Genomic DNA, 17,223 nt, shown 5'->3' on the forward strand with positions numbered 1-17,223 from the left:
TGAGACCCTGTTCTCGAACCTGGCGCAGGCCCGCGCCACCATCAGCTCATGGAAGGAGGACTATAACCTCAACCGACCTCATTCGGCGCTGGGCCATCGATCCCCCGCCGAGTTTGCCGCAACAATCGCACTGGAAACCGTGGCCGCCTGAGGCCACAAATCAACCGGCGGACTCTCTCCTCAACTGGAGGAGAAATGGGGCTCACGTCACGACCGTTCTCGAAAGGGACGGGCTTCCCCGTATCGACCCTCTCATGGGCGGCCGCTACTGGCCGGCCGTCGAAGCCTACTGGAACCGCCGATATGGCCTCTCTACGCTCCTCGCGTCGCAACCGGACGGTGGAGAGAATCTAGATGCCCTCTGACTTTACGGCACCAGGACTAAAACGTCGGCGCAATCGTGACGGGACTATTCGCCTGATTTGGGTGGCCCGTGCCGATCTGGTCTTGCGTGGTTATGTTCCAAAAACGGTGCGCTTGCACTACAGCATCGATGATCCCGGGGATCGGCGTCTGATCGAGGCTGCCTGCTCGCGCCTTCAGGCTGAAATGCTAGCTTGGGCTTGCGGCAGTCAAAATGACCTGCGGTCGCACGACGGTTCGATAGCCAGCCTCGTGCGACTCTATCAGACGGATCCAGCAAGTCCCTACAGGGATCTGAAATGGAACACCCGACGCACCTATGATCAGGTCCTCCGGACGATAGAGAAGGCCTTTGGCATGAGGTCGCTCGCGGCGCTGGGCATCCGGGATCTCCGCCGATGGTACGATGAGGCGAAGAAGCCGAAGCAGGCCGGGGGACAAGAGAGAATCCGAAAGGCGCATGGCATCGTCTCGATGATGCGCCGGCTGCTCGGATATGGCGTCATGGCCGAGCTCCCGGAGTGCGGCCGGCTAGCCCGCATCCTCGACGAGGCCAGGTTCAAGCAGCCTGGTCGGCGCAAGGCAAAGCTAGAGCTGCACCATGTCGAGGCCTTCATCAAGGCCGCAGTCGCAGCCGGGCGTCCCTCTCTAGCCTTGGGTACAGCGCTTCAGTTCGAGACAACGATGCGGCAACGCGATGTCATAGGAGAGTGGCGGAAGGATGCGCCCAACGGAGGTGGCATCGTGCTGCGTGGCCGATACTGGACCGGAGGGCTCACTTGGTCGCACATCTCGGACGACCTACTCATGGTGAAAGAGACCACCAAGACGGGAGCCGATGTTGGTCATGATCTCAAGCTGACACCGCTCGTGATCAAGCTCCTGTGCCAAATTCCGGCTGACCGTAGGGTCGGCCCCGTCATCGTGGACGAAATCGCCGGCAGGCCCTACGCTGAACATGCCTACGCACGCGAATGGCGAATCATCGCTCGTGCGGCGGGGGTGCCGGACAGAATTTGGAACATGGATGCTCGAGCGGGCGGCATCTCCGAAGCCGACGAGGCGGGCGCTGACCTGGACGCGATCCGATCCGCGGCCGGTCACTCCCAAAGCTCAACGACACTGCGCTATGTGCGGGGTACGATCGGGAAAAGTCAGAAGGTCGCCCGAATGCGGACGGCTCACCGGAACAAGCGGTAAACAACCATGGGGAACGAGATGGGGAACGCGGGGAACGTCTAGTTCAACGGTAGCCCGCCAAGCTCTTGTCATAGCTCGCGAAATTGGAGCGGGCGATGGGAATCGAACCCACGACATACAGCTTGGGAAGCTGTCGTTCTACCACTGAACTACGCCCGCGCAGGCGCCGACCATAATCGGATGCGGGGTTGCCCATCAAGGGCGTTTCGCGAAATACCCACTGCGTTGCCGTTGCCCGGCGGGGCTCCTATGGTCGGAGGGATTTCAACGATTGCCCGGCGCCCCGCCCATGACGTCCCCTTCTTCTGCCCATTCCCCGGTTCATCCGGCCTCCCACGGCCATCCCCCGTTCAAGGCGCACTTCCAGACCTTCGACGATCTCGCTGACGGCGCCGAGGGGCCGGCGCGGCTGGCGGCGCTTCGGGCGGAACTCGCCCGCCTCGGCTTCGACGGCTATGTGATCCCGCGCGCGGATGCGCACCAGAACGAATATGTGCCGGCCTGCGAGGAGCGGCTGGCCTACCTTACCGGCTTCACCGGCTCGGCCGGCACCTGCGTGGTGCTGCCGACGGAGGCCGCGTTGTTCGTGGACGGGCGCTACACCCTCCAGGCCCCGGCGCAGGTGGACGAGGCGGCCTTCACCGTGGTGCCCCTGTCGCAAACGCGGCCGGACAAGTGGATCGAGGACCATCTGCCCCGTGGCGCCCGGCTCGGCTTCGATCCGTGGCGCACCACCATCGATGGTCGCGAGCGGCTGGTGAAGGCGGTGGCGGCGGCGGGCGGCATCCTCGCGCCGCTGGATGCCGATCCGTTCGATCCCTTCTGGCCCGATCGGCCCGCACCGCCCCGTGAACCGGTGCGCCTGCTCGACCTCTCCGTGGCCGGCGAGGACACCGCCACCAAGCTCCGGCGGGTGCAGGAGAAGCTCGCCGAGGAGAAGCTCGACGGCGTGCTCGTCTCCGATCCGCACGGGGCGGCTTGGCTGTTCAACATGCGCGGCGGGGACGTGGCGCACACGCCGCTGCCGCTCGCCTGGTGCATCATCCCGCGCGAGGGACTGCCCGACCTTTTCCTTGAGGCGCTGAAGCTCTCTCACGAGGTGCGCGCCGCCCTCGCGGGGCATGCCCGCCTGCACGGCGTGGGCGACCTCGACCCCGTGCTCGCCGCCTTCGCCAAAGGCGAGGGCAAGGGCGACGGGAAGGGCCGGCGCATTCGCGTCGATCAAGCCACCGCGCCCGTGCGCCTCGCCACGCTCATCGAGACGGCAGGCGGCATCGCCGACAAGGGTGCCGACCCCATCTCCCTCATCAAGGCCTCGAAGAACCCGGCCGAGATCGCGGGGATGCGCGCGGCCCATGTGCGCGACGGCGCTGCGCTGGTGCGCTTCCTCGCCTGGTTCGACCGGGAGGCGCCGACCGGCAAACTGACCGAGATCGACGCGGTGGAGGCGCTGGAGACCTTCCGCCGTGCCACCGGCTGTCTTACCGACATCTCCTTCCCGACCATCGCCGGGGCGGGGGAGAATGGCGCCATCGTGCATTATCGGGTCACGCGCAAGACCAACCGGGCGATCCATCCGGGCGAGCTGTTCCTGCTCGATTCCGGCGCGCAATATCCTGACGGCACCACGGACATCACCCGCACCCTCGCCGTCGGCACGCCGACGGAAGACATGCGCCGCCACTACACGCTGGTGCTGAAGGGCCATCTGGCTCTCACCCGCGCGGTGTTTCCCAAGGGCATCACGGGGGCCCAGCTCGATCCGCTGGCGCGGCAGTTCCTGTGGGAGAACGGGCTCGATTTCGATCACGGCACCGGCCACGGTGTCGGCGCGGGGCTTTCCGTGCACGAGGGGCCGGCGCGCATCTCCCAGCTCGGCCACCTGTCGCTGGCCGCGGGGATGATCCTCTCCAACGAGCCGGGTTTCTATCGCACCGGCGCCTACGGCATCCGCATCGAGAACCTGATCCTGGTGGAGGACCGCCCGGTGGAGGCCGGCGAGCGGCCGTGCTTCGGCTTCTCGACCCTCACGCTGGTCCCCTACGACCGGCGACTGATTGATCTTCGTCTCCTCACCGGTGCCGAGCGGGCGCAGGTGGATGCCTATCACGCCGAAGTCCGCGCGACCCTCGCGCCGCTGGTGGACGAGGGCTGTGTCGACTGGCTCGCCGGAGCCACGGCGCCGCTCTAGAGCACGTGCCCATCAGATTGCATCGCAGTTTGATCGGGTCACGCGTTCTCTTGCCAAGAGTGAGAGGGCGATTCACCGAGCGGATTGATCCAATCCGCTCGGATCGCGCTTTGGAAGTCGGCCGGATCGCCCGCAGAGCGTTGGGCGATCCTCCACAAGCCAAGGAACTGCAAGGCCTCGTGGGCGTTACCAGATGCGCGAGGCGGAGCGTGGCTCCGCCCGACAGACTGGGAGGCCGCTGATGTCCACGATCCTCATCATCATTCTCGTGCTGCTGCTCATCGGCGCGCTGCCGAGATGGGGCTACAGCTCCGGGTGGGGGTATGGACCCGGCGGCATCGTGGGTGTGCTGCTGATCATCGTGATCGTGCTGGCACTCACGGGACGACTCTAGCGGCCTCGCGGCTGGCGCCGGCTGACTGGGCCGGTCGGTGCCGGCCGCGTAAGGCGCGCGCAAATCTCCACGTCCAGTCGCTTCCATATCGAGACCGCGAACGTGCGGCCCGCGAGCTTGACGCCCCTGCTTCGCGGCCCGCACGGCCTGGCCGTCGGCCGCACCCCGCTGCGGACCGGCGGCCAGGGTCTGTGCGTTGCCCGTCGGCGTCCGCCGCTCACCACGGGGCGGCGGACGCGCGCGGCGTTCTTCAGGCGGTCTTTTCGATCACCCGTCCGAGCTTCTCCACCAGCTCGCCCACCTGATCCTTCGAGATGATGAGGGGCGGGGTGATGACGAGCGTGTCGCCGGCGATGCGCATCATGAAGCCTTCCTCGTGGAAGGCCTTCTCCAGCGCCTCGTAGCCGCGCAGGCCGGGCGAGCCGGCGCGCGGGGCGAGGTCCACCGCACCGGTGATGCCCACGGTGCGGATGTCGAGCACGCCGGGCTTGTCCTTCAGCGACATGACCGCATCGGCGAAGAACGGCTCCAGCGCCAGCGCGTGCGTGAAGGTGTTCTCCTTCGCGTAGAGGTCGAGCGTCGCGAGGCCGGCGGCGCAGGCCAGCGGATGCGCCGAGTAGGTGTAGCCGTGGAACAGCTCCACCATGTGCTCCGGCCCCTTCATGAAGGCGTCGTGGATGGGCTTGCGGGCGATGACGCCGCCCATGGGCACGGCACCGGCCGTGATGCCCTTGGCGAAGCAGATCATGTCCGGGATGACGCCGTAGCGCTCGGCGGCGAAGGCATAGCCGAGGCGGCCGTAGCCTGTGATGACCTCGTCGAAGATCAGCAGGATGCCGTACTTGTCGCAGATCTCGCGCAGGCGCTTGAGATAGCCCTTCGGCGCCGGCAGCACGCCGGTGGAGCCGCCCATGGGCTCGACGATGACGGCAGCGATGGTGGAGGCATCATGCAGGCCGACGATGCGCTCCAGCTCGTCGGCGAAATGCGCGCCATATTCCGGCTCGCCCTTGGAGAAGGCCTGGTTCTCCCGGTCGTAGGTGGTGCGCAGGTGGTCGACGCCGGCCAGCATGGTGCCGAAGGTGCGACGGTTCGCCACCATGCCGCCCACGGAAATGCCGCCGAAGCCGACGCCGTGATAGCCGCGCTCGCGGCCGATGAGGCGGGTGCGAGTGCCCTGGCCGATGGTCTGCTGGTAGGCGAGGGCGATCTTCAGCGCCGTGTCCACCGCCTCGGAGCCCGAGTTGCAGAAGAAGACATGGTCGAGGTCGCCGGGCGCGAGGTCGGCGATCTTGGTGGCGAGGCGGAACGCGCTCGGATGGCCGTATTGGAAGGTCGGGCCGAAATCCATCTCGGCGGCGCCCTCGCGGATGGCCTCGACGATGGGCTCGCGGTTGTGGCCGGGGTTGACGCACCACAGGCCGGCGCAGCCGTCGAGGATGGGGCGGCCCTCCGGCGTGTAATAGTGCATGTCCTTGGCGCGGGACACGAGCCGCGGTCGCTTCTTGAACGACCGGTTGGAGGTAAACGGCATCCAGAAGGCTTCGAGGTCGTTCGGAACACTGTCCGCGCGCACGCCGTCCGTCACCAGATCGTCCAGAGCCATGATGGTTCCTCTCCCGCGCGCCTTGTCTTTGGCGCCGATTTGCAACGCGCCAGCGCGCACAGTGCGGGTCGCGCGCCGCCGGCACATGCCGGCCGGCGGCCTCGGGTGCGGTCGCGTCGCGGCAAGGCTAGCAGCCCGCATTGCCGGTGGGAACCGTCGCGGGAAGCTTGCCGCAGGGAGCGGGCTCACCTTGATCCCGCCCTCTTGCTTGTGCATGGGTTCTGATCGACAAAGGTCGTGACCGTAGGTTAGGACGGTATCGTGGTAAGCAGCGCTGCAGACGCAGGCGAAGAGAGCGCGGTGGAAGCCGGCGTGGAAGGTGTGGCCGAGACGGTCGATGCCTCTGCCAGCGTGCGCGCCGCTCTCGATCGCGTGCTTGCCTCGGCCGATTTCGCCTCCTCGCCCCGCCTCGCCGCCTTTCTGCGGTTTGTTGTCGAATCAACGCTGGACGGGCGCGCAGACGCGCTGAAGGGCTACACCATTGCGGTTGAGGCCCTGGGCCGCCCGCCATCGTTCGATCCGCAGTCCGATCCCATCGTAAGGGTGGAGGCGACCCGGCTTCGGCGCGCGCTTGATCGGTATTATGCAACCGTCGGCGCCGATGATCCCGTCATTATCGATGTCCCGAAGGGCGGCTATGTGCCTCAGTTCCGCGCCCGCGGGCCGGACGATGCGGCGCTGGCCGATCCCGACACATCCGCCGTGCCGCCGGGATCGACCGAGGTCCCCGCCGAGATCACCCGTCCCCGTCGGCTGCTGCCAGCCTTGGCGGCAGGGCTCGCGGTGGTGGTGACGGCCGGCCTAGGCTTCGCCCTGTGGGACGCCGACATCAAGGCACCGCGGGATGCGGCAACCGCCGCCGCGACAGCGGACCGCATCCGGCTTCCGCTGGTCGAGGTCCGCACCTTCGAGGCGTCCGGCGACGGTGCGCCGCCGATGACCGAGCTGCGCGCCATCGAGGAGCGGATGCGCGACGCCTTCGCCCGCTTTGATTTCACCCAGGTGCGCGCCGCCGGCGCCGATATCCATGAGAGTGCCGTCGCCGAAGCGTGCGCGGCCAAGGTGCCACGCTCGGTCTTCTCCCTCGCCGGCCTCGCCGAAGGCCGGCCGGATGGCACCTTCTCCCTCGCCGTTCGCCTCACCGACCGCTGCGACGGCTCCATCGTCTGGTCCACCATGATGGACGGCCTGTCCGGCGCCGGGAAGCTCGCGGAGAGCGAGCAGCGGGTGATCCACGACGTGGCCGTCGCGGTGATGGAGGGTTATGGCGTGGTTCAGGTCCGCGCCCGGGCGCAGGCCCTTGCCCGTGCTCCGGCCTCCGGCTACGGCTGCGTCGCCGCCGCTGCCGCCCAGCGACGCAGCGACAGCCAGGAGACGCGGCCGGAAATGAAGGCGGAGACCCGGCAGGAGACGCGCGGCATCAATGTGGACGAGTGCCTCGCCGAACTGACCCGCCGCGACCCCGCCTTCGCTCTCGGCCACGCGGTGCGCGCCGAGACCCAGCTCCAGCGCACGCTGCACGACGACACGCCGGCCCCGTCCGAGGCCGAGCTTGAGGTGATGCTGGACGAGGCCGAGCGCGCCGTGGAACTGGCCCCCGCCAGCGCCTATGCCGCCCGCGCGCTCGCTTTGGTGCAGCTTTTCGCCGGGGAGCCGGACGAGGCGGTGACGACCGCGGAACGCGCCTTGCGCCTCAATCCGCTCGATTTCGACGTGGCGGCCACGGTGGGCGTGGTGTTCATCGGCGCCGGGCGGATCGCGGAGGGCGAGGCCCTGCTCGCCAACGCCCGCCGCGAGGGGGCGGTGGCGACCCCGTTCCGGGATTCCTATCTGGCGCTCGCCGCCTTCCTGCGCGGCGACCTGATCGCGGCGCAGGCCATGCTGCCCCAGCTGACGTTGCATCCGACGGTGGAAAACCGCATTGCGCTCGCCCTCAGCCTTCACGCCCTCGGGCGCCACAGCGAGGAGCGGGAGGTGGTCAACCTCATGGTTCATCAGGCCTCCGACGGTGCCGATGGCGTGCGCCGGCTGGTGACGCGCCTGCTGCCGTCCAAGGATCACGCCTCGCGTGCACTCGCGGCGCTGGAAAGCGCGGGCCTCTCCGCCGATGCTGGTGCGGGCAAACCGCCGCGGGGCTGACCGGCGAGCCTGCCTGATCGGGTGGGCGGAAGTGACACCGTGAGAATGGGTTGTGCGGGCGGCAAGGCTTCCTTTACGCTGCCGGGCGTCTACTTCCAGGGATGTTCTTTTCCCGCGATCCGCAGTCCATGTCCCAGTTTTCCATCGCCCGGCGTACCGGCGGGCCGGCCCGCCTTCTGATCTGCGATCCTGACCCGACCGCACGTGCGGCCGTGCGTGCGGCGCTTGCCCGACGTGATTCCCTCGATCTGATCGAGGCGACCGACATCGCCTCGGCGCTGACCCTGCTGCCCCGCTGCACCTCCGTCCTCCTCGGGACGGAAGACCCGGAAGATGTGGTGCGGCGGGTGCGCGCCAGCGGATATGCCGGCACGCTCGTGGTGGCGCTGAGCGAAGGCTCGGTGACAGACGCTGTCGCCGCCATGCGGGCGGGGGCCGACGATGTGGTGCAGAAGCCGCTCGTGATCGAGGAGGTGATGGACCGCCTGCTCGCCGCGACACCGGCGCGCCGCCCCGAGCGCCGCCGCCGGGCGGCCCGCCCCCTGCCGCGCGGGGGCGATTTCTGCGGTCTCTCCGGGCGTTCGCCGGCCATGCAGGCGGTCTACGCCCAGATCGAGCGCCTTGCCGCCTCGCGCGCGGCGGTGTTCGTGACCGGCGAGAGCGGAACCGGCAAGGATCTGGTGGCGGCGGCGGTCCATGCCGCGTCCTCGCGGCGCGATGCGCCGTTCGTCGCTCTCAACTGCGCCGTCATTCCCCCCGAACTGATGGAAATCGCCCTGTTCGGCCGCGAGGACGCCGGCGCCATGGACCGCGCCCAGAGCGGCACGCTCCACCTGGACGAGATCACCCAGATGGACCCGGCCTGCCAAGCCCGGCTGATGCACTTCGTCGAGACGGGCCGGTTCAGCCCCGTGGGCGAGGTGGCGGAGCGGGAGGCGGACGTGCGCCTCGTCTGCGCCACCAGCCGCGATCCGCTGGAGGAGGTGCGCGCCGGCCGCCTGCGGGAAGATCTCTATTACCGGCTGGCGGTGCTGCCGCTGGCGCTGCCCCCGCTCAGGGCGCGCGGCGACGACGTTCTGCTTCTGGCCGAGACGTTCCTGGCCCGCTTCGCCGGAGAGGAGGGCCGGCCCATGCCGCGCTTCACCCCCGAGGTAGTGGAGGCGCTGCGTGCCCGCCGTTTCCCCGGCAATGTGCGCGAATTGCAGAACCTGATGCGGCAGGTGGTGATCCTGAGCGAAGGCGGCACCATTCCGCCCGGGTTCCTCGCCGAGCCTGCCGCGCCCGAGGCGGACACCCCCGGCCGGAGCCCCGAGGTGTTCATCCAGGGCTGGTCCGATAGCCTTGCGTGGCACGGCCGGGTGGAGCCGCTGGCGGTGATCGAGCGGCGCGCCATCGAGGCCGCCATCGCCGCCTTCGACGGCAACATCTCCCTTGCCGCCGCCGCCCTCGACCTCAGCCCCTCGACCCTCTACCGCAAGAAACTGGCCTGGGGCGAGCGCACCCGCCTGTCGTGAGCCGCCTTTAGAGGATGAAGCGGCTGAGATCGGCGTTCTTCGCGAGGTCGGCGACGCGCGAGCGCACATACTCCGCATCCACCACCACCGTCTCGCCGGAGCGGTCGGGCGCGGAGAAGGAGAGGTCGTCGAGCACGCGCTCGATCACCGTCTGCAGGCGACGGGCGCCGATGTTCTCGACGTTGGAGTTCACCTCCACCGCGGCATCGGCGATGGCCTCCACCGCGTCCGCCGTGACGTCGAGCGTGACCCCTTCCGTCCCCATGAGCGCCACCGACTGCTTGACGAGGCTTGCCTCGGTCTCGGTGAGGATGCGCACGAAATCGGCGCGGGTCAGTGCCTCCAGCTCCACGCGGATGGGCAAGCGGCCCTGAAGCTCGGGCAGCAGGTCGGACGGCTTGGAGACGTGGAAGGCGCCGGAGGCGATGAACAGGATGTGGTCGGTCTTCACCGATCCGTGCTTGGTGGAGACCGTGGTGCCCTCGATGAGCGGCAGCAGGTCGCGCTGAACGCCCTCGCGGGAGACATCAGCCCCGGACCGGCCCTCGCGCCCGGCGATCTTGTCGATCTCGTCGAGGAAGACGATGCCGTTGTTCTCCACCGCGTGGATGGCTTCCTGCGTGATGGCGTCCTGGTCGAGCAGCTTGTCCGCCTCCTCGGTGAGGAGGAGGGGGTGAGCCTCCTTCACCGTGACGCGGCGCGGCTTGGCGCGGCCGCCGAAGGCCTTGCCCAGCATGTCGCCCAGCGAGATGGCACCCATCTGCGCACCGGGCATGCCGGGAATCTCGAACATGGGCATGCCCTGCGCGCCCTGCTGCACCTCGATCTCGACTTCCTTGTCGTCCAGCTCGCCGGCACGGAGCTTCTTGCGGAAGGCGTCGCGGGTCGCCTGCGAGGCGGTGGCGCCGACGAGGGCGTCCAGCACGCGGTTCTCGGCATTGAGGTGGGCTTTCGCCTGCACGTCCTTGCGCTTGGCCTCACGGGTCAGGCCGATGCCGACCTCCACGAGATCGCGCACGATCTGCTCCACGTCGCGGCCGACATAGCCGACCTCGGTGAACTTGGTGGCCTCCACCTTCAGGAAGGGCGCACCGGCAAGGCGGGCGAGGCGGCGGGAGATCTCGGTCTTGCCGACGCCGGTGGGGCCGATCATCAGGATGTTCTTGGGCAGAACCTCCTCGCGCAGCTTCTCGTCCAGCTGCTGCCGGCGCCAGCGGTTGCGCAGGGCGATGGCCACCGCGCGCTTGGCCTTGGCCTGGCCGACGATGTGGCGGTCCAGCTCGGAAACGATCTCGCGGGGGGAAAAGTCGCTCATGGAATCAGCAGTCCTTATCGCGGGGGCCGGGGGCGCTCAGGACCCGATGGTTTCCACGACGATGTTCCGGTTGGTGTAGACACAGATGTCCGCCGCGATCTCCAGCGAGCGGCGCACGATCGCCTCCGGGTCTTCCTCGCGGTCGAGGAGGGCGCGGGCGGCGGCGAGGGCATACATGCCGCCTGAACCGATGCCGGCCACGCCCGCGTCCGGCTCCAGCACGTCGCCGGTGCCGGTGAGGACGAGGGACACCGAGGCGTCGGCCACGATCATCATGGCCTCCAGCCGGCGCAGATAGCGGTCAGTCCGCCAGTCCTTGGCGAGTTCCACGGCGGCGCGCTGAAGCTGGCCGGGATACTGCTCCAGCTTCGCTTCCAGCCGCTCGAACAGCGTGAAGGCGTCCGCGGTGGCGCCGGCGAACCCGCCGATCACGTCGCCCCGGCCCAGCCGGCGCACCTTGCGCGCATTGGCCTTGAGGACGGTCTGGCCGAGCGTGACCTGCCCGTCGCCGGCGATGGCGACGCGGTTGCCCTTGCGGACGGTGACGATGGTGGTGCCGTAAATGGTATCAGGGGAATGCATGAAGTGCTCCGCTTGGAGCTTACTTATGCGCTTCCGCGGCTGACGCAACTCGCTTCCCGCTCAGTTTCCGTTGAGGAAGGCGCGCACGGTGGTGCAGAAGTTCTCCGGCGCCTCCACCATGGGGCAGTGGCCGCTGTCTATGATCTCGTCGAGCTTCGCGCCGGGAATGCCGTTCGCCACCTCGCGCACCATGGCCGGGGAGAACAGGCGGTCGTCGTCGCAATAGATGGCGAGGGTGGGCGCGGTGATTGTGCCGATGCGGGCGAGGCTGTCGAAGCCGACGCAGACCCCCACCTGGCGGATGAAGGCGTCCTTCTCCTGGTAGAGGCCCGCGTCCAACGACTGCTGGACCGCCGCAAAAAGCGGGATCTTGTTCAGCGTGCGCATGCCGAGCACGAAGGTCGTGAGCGCGGCGCCGAACGTCAGCTCGTTGTCGATCTGGAGCCGCAGCTCCTTGAACAGGCGCATGATTTCGGTGGTGTAGAGATCGTTGCGGGCGATGGTGTTGGAGAGCACCAGCCGGTTCACCCGCTGCGGCGCGGCGATGGCGAGTTCCTGCGCGATCATGCCGCCCATGGAATGGCCGATGACATGGGCCTTCTGGAAGCCCGAGGCATCGAGCACGGCGAGGGCGTCGCGGGCCATGTCGGCTGCGGTGTAGGCCGCCTTGGCCCGCTGGCTCTTGCCGATGTCCCGGTTGTCGAACTCGATGAGGGTGAAGCCCTTCAGCAGCGGGCGCGAGAGGGCCCAGAAGGAACGCTCGGCCGAAAGGCCGGAGATGATGAGCAGGGGCGGGCCTTCGCCGCTGACCTGATACGCAAGCTCCAGCCCGTCATTGTGCGTCGTCGGCATCGGCGATCCCCGTCGGGTTGACGGGTGCGCTATGCCATAGATGGCGCGTCGGCGCGAGGCGGGTGACGCTGGGAAAGGCGTAGCATTCCGTCGCGCGCGCCGTCATCTCATCGCCATATGGCGTTGCAGCGAGGTTGCTGATAGAAGCCGCAGCCTTGGAGGAGTTCCATGCGCAAGGCCGAAATCGTCCGCGAGACCAAGGAGACCAGCGTCACGCTCGCCGTCGACCTCGACGGGACGGGGCGGACGTCTGTCGCCACCGGTGTCGGTTTCCTCGACCACATGCTGGACCTGCTCGGCCGCCACGCCCGTTTCGATCTCGATATCAAGGCAGTGGGCGACCTCCATATCGATTTCCACCACACCACCGAGGATGTGGGCATCGTGCTCGGCCAGGCGGTCAAGAAGGCGCTCGGCGACATGCGCGGCATCACGCGCTATGCCGACGTGCTCCTGCCCATGGACGAGACGCTGACCCGCGTCGCCATCGACATTTCCGGCCGGCCGTTCCTTGTCTTCCGCACTGAGTTCGCGGTGCCGAAGATCGGCGAGTTCGACACCGAGCTGGTGCGGGAATTCTTCCAGGCCTTCGCCTCCAATGCCGGCGTCACCCTGCATGTGGAGACGCTGTACGGGGTGAACGCGCACCACATCGCGGAAAGCTGCTTCAAGGGCCTCGCCCGGGTGCTGCGTGCGGCTGTGGCGGTGGACCCGGCGGCGGCGGGGGAAATCCCCTCCACCAAGGGCGCGCTGGGCACCTGAGGCGGGCCGAGACGAGGCAGGAACCGAGGCAGGAGACGAGGCAGCCATGGCCAGCTGGACCGTTCTGACCCGCACCGTCCCCGGCGACACCGCCGAGCAGGCGGCGGGGCGCACCGTGTTCGTGCGCGAGAAATTCTCCTGGGTGACGCTGTTCTTCGCCCCCATCGTGCTGCTGCGCTTCCGCCTGTGGCTGGTGTTCGCCGCCTATGTGGCGGTGATGGTCCTCATGGGCCTCGCGGAAGTTTGGGTCGGCGTCGCCGATGGGGTCGGCAACGCGGTGATGATCGGCTTCCATGTGCTCCTCGCCCTGGAACTGCCGCGCCTGCGCCAGCGCAAGCTGGAGCGCCTCGGCTATGAGGAGACCGCCGTGGTGGTCGCCGCCGACCGGGACGAGGCGGAACATCGCTTCTTTGCCGAATGGGACGGCCTGTTTCCCGCGGCCCGCGCCGCCTCCGCCCTTCCGGCCATTCGCCCGTCCTTCCCGGTTCCGGGCGGCTCATCCGGCGTCATCGGCGCCTTTCCGGGAGCCTGAGGCGTGACCGTCGCCATCATCGACTACAATTCCGGCAACCTGCATTCCGCCGCCAAGGCCATGGAGCGCGCGGCGCAGAGCCTCGCCCATGATGCCGGCCAGAGCGTCGTCGTCACCAGCGACCCGGAGGTGGTGCGCACCGCCGATCGCGTGGTGCTGCCGGGTGTCGGCGCCTTCGCCGACTGCCGCGCCGGGCTCGATGCCGTGCCGGGCATGGTGGAGGCCATGACCGAGGCGGTGAAGGGCAGGGGTCGTCCCTTCCTCGGCATCTGCGTGGGCCTCCAGCTTCTCGCCGAGCGCGGGCTGGAGCACGGCGTCACCGAGGGCCTCGGCTGGATCCGCGGCGAGGTGGACCGCATCACCCCCAACGATCCGACCCTCAAGATCCCGCACATGGGCTGGAACACGCTGGAAATCGCGCGCGAGCACCCGCTGCTCGCCGGCATTCCCACCGGCGCGTCCGGTCTCCATGCCTATTTCGTCCACTCCTATCACCTCAAGCCGGCGGACGGCATCGACCTCCTCGCCACCACCGACTATGGCGGCACCATCACCGCCGCGGTGGCGCGGGAAAATGTCGCCGGCACCCAGTTCCATCCCGAGAAGAGCCAGACCCTCGGCCTCGCGCTCCTCGCCAATTTCCTGAAGTGGCATCCGTGATCCTCTTTCCGGCCATCGACCTCAAGGACGGCCTCGCCGTGCGCCTCGAACAGGGCGACATGGCGCGGGCCACCGTGTTCAACCGCGACCCTGCCGCCCAGGCGGAGGAGTTCGAGAGCCTCGGCTTCCGCTACCTGCATCTCGTCGACCTCGACGGCGCCTTCGCCGGCAAGCCGGTGAACGCGGCGGCGGTGGACCGCATCCTCGAGACGGTCTCCATCCCGGTGCAGCTCGGCGGCGGCATCCGCGACATGCGCACGGTGGAAGGCTGGCTGGAGAAGGGCGTCACCCGCGTCATCCTCGGCACTGCCGCGGTGCGCGACCCGGACTTCGTGAAGGCGGCTGCGAAAGCCCATCCCGGCCGCATCGTGGTGGGCCTCGACGCCCGCGATGGGCACGTCGCGGTGGAAGGCTGGGCGGAGACGTCCGAGCTTGCCGCCGTGGACATCGCCCGGCGCTTCGAGGATGCGGGCGTTGCCGCCATCATCTACACCGACATCGCCCGTGACGGCCTGCTGAAGGGCCTGAACCTCGAAGCCACCATCGCGCTGGCCGAGGCCATCTCGCTGCCGGTGATCGCCTCCGGCGGCCTCGCCTCCCTGGCGGATATCGAGGGACTGCTCGCGCCGGGCGCGAAGAAGCTCGAAGGCGCCATCACCGGCCGGGCCCTCTATGACGGGCGACTGGACCCGCGCGAGGCCCTCGCGCTGGTGGCGGGACGATAGGTGCGCCATGCTGAAGGTCCGCGTCATCCCCTGTCTCGACGTGAAGGACGGCCGCGTGGTCAAGGGCGTCCAGTTCGTGGACCTGCGCGACGCCGGTGATCCGGTGGAGGCCGCGCGCGCCTATGACGCCGCCGGGGCCGACGAACTCACCTTCCTCGACATCACCGCCAGCCACGAGAACCGAGGCACCATCCTCGACGTGGTGCGCCGCACCGCCGAGCAGTGCTTCATGCCCCTCACCGTGGGTGGCGGCGTGCGCACGGTGGACGATGTGCGCACCCTGCTCCATGCCGGGGCGGACAAGGTCTCCATCAACACCGCTGCCGTGAACCGCCGCGCCTTCGTGGGCGAGGCGGCGGAGAAGTTCGGCGAGCAGTGCATCGTCGTGGCCATCGATGCCAAGAAGGTGTCGCAGCCGGGCGAGACGGACCGCTGGGAGATCTTCACCCATGGCGGCCGCAACCCCACCGGCATCGACGCCATCCAGTATGCCCGCGAGGTGGTGGACCTCGGTGCCGGCGAGATCCTGCTCACCTCCATGGATCGCGACGGCACCGGACAGGGCTTCGACTGCGCGCTGACCCGGGCGGTGGCGGATGCGGTGCATGTGCCGGTCATCGCGTCCGGCGGCGTCGGCATCCTCGATCATCTGGTGGAGGGCATCCGGGATGGCGGCGCCTCGGCGGTGCTCGCCGCCTCGATCTTCCACTTCGGCACCTTCACGGTGCGCGAGGCCAAGGACCGGCTGGCCGAGGCTGGTCTTCCGGTACGGCTCGATTGAGCCGCGCCGGGAACGGCGGTGCCGCAGCGCTTCCGGTTAACCCGTTTTTCGCATTTTCTTGATGCGAACCGCTCCCCAAGTCGCTGAAAATGCTTCAGTGCCTTCGTTCCTGACCCTTTTTGTGGGGCCGACCCGATGAGCGACAGCTTCTCCCTCGCCGATCTCGAAGCCATCGTCGCGGCGCGGGCCTCGGCGGACGCCGGCTCCTCCTACACCCGCTCCCTGCTCGACAAGGGCGTCGCCAAATGCGCCCAGAAGCTGGGCGAGGAGGCGGTGGAGACCGTGATCGCCGCCGTCTCCGGCAGCGAGAAGGATCTGGTGGGCGAGGCGAGCGACCTGCTTTACCACCTGATGGTGGTGCTCAAGGCCCGTGGCGTGAGCCTCGCCGATATTCATGCCGAGCTTGCGCGGAGGACCGCCCAGTCCGGTCTCGCCGAAAAAGCCGCCCGTCCCACCGCCTGACAGAGACATCGCGATCATGGACCGGCCCATCGACCCCGGCCTCTCCCCGTATCGCTCCTTCTCCCGCGAGGAGTGGGCGAAGCTGCGCCGCGACACGCCCATGACGTTGCGGCCGGACGAGATCGCACGGCTGGAAGGCCTCGGCGTCCGCCTCTCCATGAAGGAGGTGGAGGAGATCTACCTCCCGCTGTCGCGCCTGCTGTCGCTCTATGTGGCGGCGACGCAGAAGCTCTACCGCGCCATGAGCCACTTCCTCGACCACCGTGAGGGCGAGGCGGCGGGCGAGCAGAAGATGCCTTACATCATCGGCGTCGCCGGCTCGGTGGCGGTGGGCAAGTCCACCACCGCGCGCGTGCTGCAGGCGCTGCTCGCCCGCTGGCCCAACACGCCCAAGGTGGACCTCGTGACCACCGACGGCTTCCTCCTGCCCAACGCCATCCTCGAGCGGGAAGGGCTGATGGAGAAGAAGGGCTTTCCCGAGAGCTACGACGTCGCGCTGCTGCTGCGCTTCCTCACCGACATCAAGGCCGGTCGCCGGCCGGTGCGCGCGCCGCTCTACTCGCACTTCTTCTACGACGTGATGCCGGACCAGTATGTGGAGATCGACCGGCCGGACATCCTCATCGTGGAGGGGCTGAACGTGCTCCAGACCACGCGGCCGCCGAAGGATGGCAAGGCGATCCCCTTCGTCTCCGACTTCTTTGACTTCTCGGTCTATATCGACGGCGACGAGGATGTGATCGAGCGCTGGTACGTGGAGCGCTTCATGCGCCTGCGCGAGACCGCCTTCACCGACCCGCTCTCCTACTTCCACCGCTATTCGCAGCTCTCCGACGACGAAGCGCAGGCGACCGCACTCTCCATTTGGCGGCGGATCAACCTCGTCAACCTGCAGGACAACATTCTGCCCACCCGCCAGCGCGCCGACCTCATCCTGCGCAAGGCCGGCCGCCACGAAGTGGCCGAGGTGAGCCTCAGGCGGCTGTGAAACGATGCCCCCGGACGGGCGCGTGACGGACCGTTCGCCGTGATTTTGGCGGCATGAACCCGCGGTCGACCATCGAAGCTTGGCCGGAGTGGTAACGGAGCGGCGACTTCGTTGGTATTTAGCTCTTCTTTTCGTTCAGACAGGTCCGACAGGCGCG

Annotated in this window: 17 protein-coding genes and 1 tRNA gene; 13 read left to right on the forward strand and 5 right to left on the reverse strand. The window is 68.3% G+C overall.

The window, feature by feature from the left end; translation table 11 throughout:
• Positions 1 to 7 precede the first annotated feature (7 nt).
• Both EJ105_RS15730 and EJ105_RS15735 read left to right on the forward strand, forming a co-directional pair.
• Positions 8 to 151, forward strand: a complete 144-nt coding sequence (locus EJ105_RS15730; RefSeq protein ID WP_431192970.1) for an integrase core domain-containing protein — start codon at positions 8 to 10, stop codon at positions 149 to 151.
• 203 nt (positions 152 to 354) lie between these two features.
• Positions 355 to 1,563 carry a site-specific integrase gene (locus EJ105_RS15735; RefSeq protein ID WP_250167117.1) on the forward strand — a complete coding sequence of 403 codons (1,209 nt, stop codon included), beginning with the start codon at positions 355 to 357 and terminating at the stop codon, positions 1,561 to 1,563.
• Positions 1,564 to 1,647: 84 nt separating this feature from the next.
• Here the strand turns inward: EJ105_RS15735 and EJ105_RS15740 are convergent.
• Positions 1,648 to 1,722: transfer RNA gene (locus EJ105_RS15740), tRNA-Gly, on the reverse strand.
• Between the two features lie 130 nt (positions 1,723 to 1,852).
• Between EJ105_RS15740 and EJ105_RS15745 the strand changes: the two genes are divergently transcribed.
• Together EJ105_RS15745 and EJ105_RS15750 are read left to right on the forward strand one after the other, a co-directional pair.
• Complete coding sequence (locus EJ105_RS15745) at positions 1,853 to 3,754, forward strand: aminopeptidase P family protein (protein WP_250167118.1); 1,902 nt, start codon at positions 1,853 to 1,855, stop codon at positions 3,752 to 3,754.
• A 238-nt stretch (positions 3,755 to 3,992) separates the two neighbouring features.
• Positions 3,993 to 4,148, forward strand: a complete 156-nt coding sequence (locus EJ105_RS15750; protein WP_197023048.1) for a DUF3309 family protein — start codon at positions 3,993 to 3,995, stop codon at positions 4,146 to 4,148.
• Between the two features lie 250 nt (positions 4,149 to 4,398).
• Here EJ105_RS15750 and aptA read toward each other — a convergent pair whose 3' ends face one another.
• The gene (gene aptA, locus EJ105_RS15755; protein ID WP_250167119.1) at positions 4,399 to 5,754 is read right to left on the reverse strand and encodes an omega-aminotransferase AptA; all 1,356 of its coding nucleotides are present in this window, start codon (positions 5,752 to 5,754) and stop codon (positions 4,399 to 4,401) included.
• A 261-nt stretch (positions 5,755 to 6,015) separates the two neighbouring features.
• Here aptA and EJ105_RS15760 point away from each other — a divergent pair, with 261 nt between their 5' ends.
• Entirely contained in the window at positions 6,016 to 7,893 is a 1,878-nt protein-coding gene (locus tag EJ105_RS15760) for a hypothetical protein (protein WP_156026232.1), read from the forward strand.
• A gap of 128 nt (positions 7,894 to 8,021) precedes the next feature.
• Positions 8,022 to 9,407, forward strand: coding sequence for a sigma-54-dependent transcriptional regulator (locus EJ105_RS15765; protein ID WP_250167120.1), 1,386 nt, complete (start codon positions 8,022 to 8,024; stop codon positions 9,405 to 9,407).
• 7 nt (positions 9,408 to 9,414) lie between these two features.
• On the opposite strand, the gene hslU is transcribed toward EJ105_RS15765, so the two are convergent.
• The 3 genes from hslU to EJ105_RS15780 are packed head-to-tail and all read right to left on the reverse strand — an operon-like array spanning position 9,415 to position 12,156.
• Positions 9,415 to 10,722: an ATP-dependent protease ATPase subunit HslU gene (gene hslU, locus EJ105_RS15770; protein WP_029555361.1), complete on the reverse strand. Its 1,308-nt coding sequence runs from the start codon at positions 10,720 to 10,722 to the stop codon at positions 9,415 to 9,417.
• 36 nt (positions 10,723 to 10,758) lie between these two features.
• Positions 10,759 to 11,304 carry an ATP-dependent protease subunit HslV gene (hslV, locus tag EJ105_RS15775; RefSeq protein ID WP_024280452.1) on the reverse strand — a complete coding sequence of 182 codons (546 nt, stop codon included), beginning with the start codon at positions 11,302 to 11,304 and terminating at the stop codon, positions 10,759 to 10,761.
• A gap of 60 nt (positions 11,305 to 11,364) precedes the next feature.
• On the reverse strand, positions 11,365 to 12,156 hold the full coding sequence (locus tag EJ105_RS15780) for an alpha/beta fold hydrolase (protein ID WP_250167121.1): 792 nt from the start codon (positions 12,154 to 12,156) through the stop codon (positions 11,365 to 11,367).
• 168 nt (positions 12,157 to 12,324) lie between these two features.
• Here EJ105_RS15780 and hisB point away from each other — a divergent pair, with 168 nt between their 5' ends.
• The 7 genes from hisB to coaA all read left to right on the forward strand — a co-directional run bounded on the left by hisB (position 12,325) and on the right by coaA (position 17,066).
• On the forward strand, positions 12,325 to 12,918 hold the full coding sequence (gene hisB / locus EJ105_RS15785; RefSeq protein ID WP_024280450.1) for an imidazoleglycerol-phosphate dehydratase HisB: 594 nt from the start codon (positions 12,325 to 12,327) through the stop codon (positions 12,916 to 12,918).
• Between the two features lie 46 nt (positions 12,919 to 12,964).
• On the forward strand, positions 12,965 to 13,450 hold the full coding sequence (locus EJ105_RS15790; RefSeq protein ID WP_051678757.1) for a DUF2628 domain-containing protein: 486 nt from the start codon (positions 12,965 to 12,967) through the stop codon (positions 13,448 to 13,450).
• 60 nt (positions 13,451 to 13,510) lie between these two features.
• A complete protein-coding gene (hisH, locus tag EJ105_RS15795) occupies positions 13,511 to 14,110 on the forward strand; it encodes an imidazole glycerol phosphate synthase subunit HisH (RefSeq protein WP_250167210.1) in 600 nt (199 codons plus the stop codon).
• Positions 14,098 to 14,835 (forward strand): 1-(5-phosphoribosyl)-5-[(5-phosphoribosylamino)methylideneamino]imidazole-4-carboxamide isomerase, encoded by a 738-nt coding sequence (hisA, locus tag EJ105_RS15800; RefSeq protein WP_081762729.1) that lies wholly within the window; start codon positions 14,098 to 14,100, stop codon positions 14,833 to 14,835. The genes hisH and hisA overlap by 13 nt, the downstream gene beginning before the upstream one ends.
• Before the next feature lie 7 nt (positions 14,836 to 14,842).
• Positions 14,843 to 15,616, forward strand: coding sequence for an imidazole glycerol phosphate synthase subunit HisF (gene hisF / locus EJ105_RS15805; RefSeq protein ID WP_024280446.1), 774 nt, complete (start codon positions 14,843 to 14,845; stop codon positions 15,614 to 15,616).
• Positions 15,617 to 15,751: 135 nt separating this feature from the next.
• Positions 15,752 to 16,078: a phosphoribosyl-ATP diphosphatase gene (locus EJ105_RS15810; RefSeq protein WP_029555356.1), complete on the forward strand. Its 327-nt coding sequence runs from the start codon at positions 15,752 to 15,754 to the stop codon at positions 16,076 to 16,078.
• A 16-nt stretch (positions 16,079 to 16,094) separates the two neighbouring features.
• Positions 16,095 to 17,066: a type I pantothenate kinase gene (gene coaA / locus EJ105_RS15815; protein ID WP_024280444.1), complete on the forward strand. Its 972-nt coding sequence runs from the start codon at positions 16,095 to 16,097 to the stop codon at positions 17,064 to 17,066.
• The last annotated feature ends 157 nt before the right edge of the window (positions 17,067 to 17,223 follow it).

This window comes from Xanthobacter aminoxidans (assembly GCF_023571765.1).
Lineage (GTDB): Bacteria > Pseudomonadota > Alphaproteobacteria > Rhizobiales > Xanthobacteraceae > Xanthobacter > Xanthobacter aminoxidans.